Source organism: Streptomyces sp. MK37H, assembly GCF_018035285.1.
In the GTDB taxonomy this organism is placed as follows: domain Bacteria; phylum Actinomycetota; class Actinomycetes; order Streptomycetales; family Streptomycetaceae; genus Streptomyces; species Streptomyces endocoffeicus.
On record NZ_JAAAYH010000638.1, the window covers coordinates 1 to 3632 of the forward strand.

Consider the following 3632-nt stretch of genomic DNA (forward strand, 5'->3'; position numbering starts at 1 on the left):
CTTGTCATGCAGGCACTGCCGGTAGGGCCGGTCCCAGGTGCACCACAACACATTGATCAGCCAGAAGAGGAAGCCGCAGCAGGGCACGATCTCGGGCAGGGCGTACACCCCGGCGCGCAGCCAGCCCGCCTGGCCGGCCGGCGGTCGGCCGTTCTCCAGCATGGCGACCCGGATCTTCATCGCCTTCTTGCCGACGGTCTGGCCGTCCCGGGTCAGCATCAGCCCCTCATAGAGGAAGTAGACCAGGACGTAGACCAGCGTGACGGTGGTCGAACGCGCGCTGCCCTCGATCGGGTCATAGGCCCCGGCGATCGCGGTCACGACGAGCCCGACCGGGATGCCGATGAGCAGCGCGTCGATGATCCGGGCGATCAGACGGCGGCCGAGGTGCGCGAGCGGGGGCATCCCGGCGTACGGCTCGGGCCCCGTGGTGTGGTCTCCGTGGTCCCCGTACGGGGAGCCGTTCGCACGCGGTTGTTTCGCGAACGGATCGCTGCTGTCCCGGTCCCGGGGCTCATCGGGCCCGGGCGGCGGCTGGTCGGTGCTCATGGCCCGAGTCGACCCCGGAGCCGGGACTGTCGCATCCGGCGCGCCCCGTTCGAGCGACCGGGATCGTCCATCCGCCGCAGCCGGGGCGGATGTCCGGTTCGGCGGAGGGCGGCTCGGCCGGCCGCCGCTCAGTCGGCCGACGCTCAGTCGGCCGACGCTCAGTCGGCCGACGCGACGAAGGTGCGGGCCGCCTTGTCGTGCCAGCACTGCCGCCACGGGCGGTCGAACAGGCACCACAGCACGTTCAGCACGCCGATGACGAGCACCCCCAGCACCGAGTAGACCAGCCAGCGGCGCAGCGCGGTGCCGAAGGACGGGGTGTCGTGCTCCTCGATGTCCAGCACCCGCACCCCGCACAGCCTCTTGCCGAGCGTGCGGCCCCACTTGGCGGTCGGCAGCGTCTCCAGCACGACGCCGAGGACGAGCAGCAGACCGAGGACGATGCCCAGATAGCCGCTGGTGGTGCCGTCCAGGAAGTAGACCGTGACGGTCTCGCCGCTCTGCTTGGCCGCCTCGACCTTCTCGTCGATGTGGTCGCTCGCCTTGCTCCACAGCGGGAACGCTACGGCGCCGACGACGCCGAGCAGCACGACCGAGTCGATCAGCCGGGCGGCGAGGCGGCGGCCGAGCGAGGCGGGCCGGCCCTCGGCCTGGGCGGCCAGCAGGAAGGGGTTGTCGACGGGCGGCTTCCAGGGGATGACGCCCTCGGGCGCGCCCGGGCCCGCGCCGTGCGGGGCCGCCTGCGGGGCCGCCTGGGGAGCGTGCGGGGCGGCCTGCGGCGGGCTCTGCGGCGGGCCGGGCTGCTGGGCGAACTGCCCCTGCGGCTGCCAGGCCGGGCCGCCGCCCTGGGCGGGGATACCGCCGAAGGGCTGCTGGGGCCGGTGCGGCTGCGGGGGCTGCTGTGTCTGCGGAGGCTGCTGGGGCTGGTGCGGGGGCTGGGCCGGGGGTGCGGCCTCGGCGCCCTTGCGCGCGCCGCCGCGGCCGATCGCCCGGATCGCCATCGTCCCGTCGTCCCGGCCGGCCGCCTGGCCCCGGCCCTGGTCCTGGCCCCGGCCCTGGCCCTGGCCGGTCGTGGGTGCTGCTCCGCCGCCGCGCCCCACCGTGCGGAACGTCATCGTCCCGTCGACCGCCGGAGCGGGCGTCTCGCCCTCGTCCGCCGGGGGCAGCTCCGGGGCCCGGCGGACGGGCGGCAGGGCCTGCGTCGAGCGGTCCGCGGTGCGCCCGCTCCCGCCCGCGCGCATGGTCAGCGTGCCGTCATCGCGCCCGGCGTCCTCACCCGGGCCCGCGCGCCGAGGGTCGGGCACGCCGGGCCACTGTCCGCCACCGGCCTGTCCCCCACCGGGCTGGGCGCCACCGGGCTGCCCGGCACCGGCCCGGGGGTCGCCGGGGGCGTCCGGCTCCGTGCCCCAGGAGATCCGGCGGTCCTGCTCACCGCCGAATCCGCCCTGCTGGGCGGCGTCCGCGTGCCAGGCCGTGCCGGCGTCGGGCCGGGTGCCGTGCAGCCGCTGGGGATCGTTCCAGTCCACGGACGCCGGGACCCCGCCGGGCGGCACCGGCTGGGCCCCCATGCCACCGGCCGCCCCCTCGGGCGGCCCGCCCGCGCCCCGGACGTCCATCTCGGCGCTCCGGCGCAGCTCGGGCAGTGCGCTGCCGGTCTCCTCGGCGGCCCGCGGCGCCGGATCCTCGTCCAGGAACATCGGGCCCGTCTCATCCGGCGGCGGGCTGATCACCTGGGTGTGGGTGACCCCGGGCGGCGGCGCGGGCATGGCCTCGCCCTCGGCCGGGGCGGGACGGCTGGTGCCGGGCACCCAGGCGGCGCCGTTCCAGTAACGGATGTAGCCAGGGATGGACGGATCAGGATAAAAGCCAGGAATGGAGCTGCCGTCCGCGGATCCTGAGGTAGGGGCGCTCATGATCTCCGATGTCCCATATCTGCTCGGCCGTGCTGTACTGCGCTGCGCCTTTGCGGTGCCTCGCGGTGAGGGTGGGGCGTAAGCAGTTTGCCGTACAGGAGCCGCAGTGCAACCCGGAGCGCGCGGTCAAGGTCTATCAGACCGGCCCACCGGCACCAGCCCACCGCTCCCGCCACCACTCTCCCGTGCGAGCGCCACGAAGCCGTACGAGCGGCGACGGCCCGCATGGCCCCGCCCGGCCTAGGTTCAGCAGACCTACTTTGGCACGCTCAGATGCCCTTTCCATTGCCAATACTGGAACCCATGGACCGCAACACCGAGCTCAGTGAGTTCCTGCGGAGCCGCAGGGCACGTCTGAGCCCCGGCGACGCGGGCGTGAGCGTGAGCAACGACAGCCCCCGTCGGGTGCCGGGGCTGCGCCGCGAGGAGCTGGCGCAGCTGGCCGGCGTGAGCACGGACTACTACACGCGTCTGGAGCAGGGCCGTCACCTCAATGTGTCGGAGACGGTGCTGGACGCCGTGGCCCGCGCTCTGCAGCTCAACGAAACCGAACGTGCGTACCTCTTCGAGCTGACCCGGCCGCGCCCCCGGCGCACGGTGCGCCGCCGGCCGCCCCGCCCCCAGCGGGTGCGGCCCGGGGTGCACGCGCTGCTGCGCATGCTGGACGGGGTCTCACCGGCCTTCGTCCTCGGGCGCAGGGGCGATGTCCTGGCCTCCAACCAGCTGGCCCGGGCGCTGATCATCGACTTCGAGGCGCTCCCGTACCACGAGCGGAACATGGCCCGTTTCATGTTCCTCGACGAGGCGGCCCGTTCGCTGTGGCCGGAGTGGGAGACGGTCGCGGCGGAGATGGTGGCGTCCCTCCGGCTGGAGGCCGGGCGCCATCCCGACGATCCCCGGCTGACCGAGCTCGTGGGCGAGCTCACCATCAAGAGCCCTGAGTTCCGCACCTGGTGGGCCGACCACAACGTGCGGGAGAAGACCCACGGCGTCAAGCTCTACCACCATCCGGTGGTCGGGGACATGACGCTGGCCTACGAGAACGTGACCGTGCCCGGCGATCCCGACCAGGCTCTGTGCATCTACACGGTCGAGCCCGGTTCCCCCTCCGAGGCGGCCCTGCGGCTGCTGGCGAGCTGGACCGCGACTCCCTCGGCCGGTCCTTCCGCG

General features: G+C 74.1%; 3 protein-coding genes. 1 reads left to right on the forward strand and 2 read right to left on the reverse strand.

All coding sequences use genetic code 11. The annotated features are described in order from the left end of the window. Positions 1-549, reverse strand: a 549-nt coding sequence (locus GWI24_RS41950) for an RDD family protein (RefSeq protein WP_210951267.1), incomplete at its 3' end; no start/stop codon positions are given. A gap of 158 nt (positions 550-707) precedes the next feature. Continuing rightward, on the reverse strand, positions 708-2462 hold the full coding sequence (locus GWI24_RS41955) for an RDD family protein (protein ID WP_210951268.1): 1755 nt from the start codon (positions 2460-2462) through the stop codon (positions 708-710). 303 nt (positions 2463-2765) lie between these two features. Between GWI24_RS41955 and GWI24_RS41960 the strand changes: the two genes are divergently transcribed. Next, positions 2766-3632: helix-turn-helix transcriptional regulator (locus GWI24_RS41960; protein WP_210951269.1), on the forward strand; the 867-nt coding region annotated here is incomplete at its 3' end.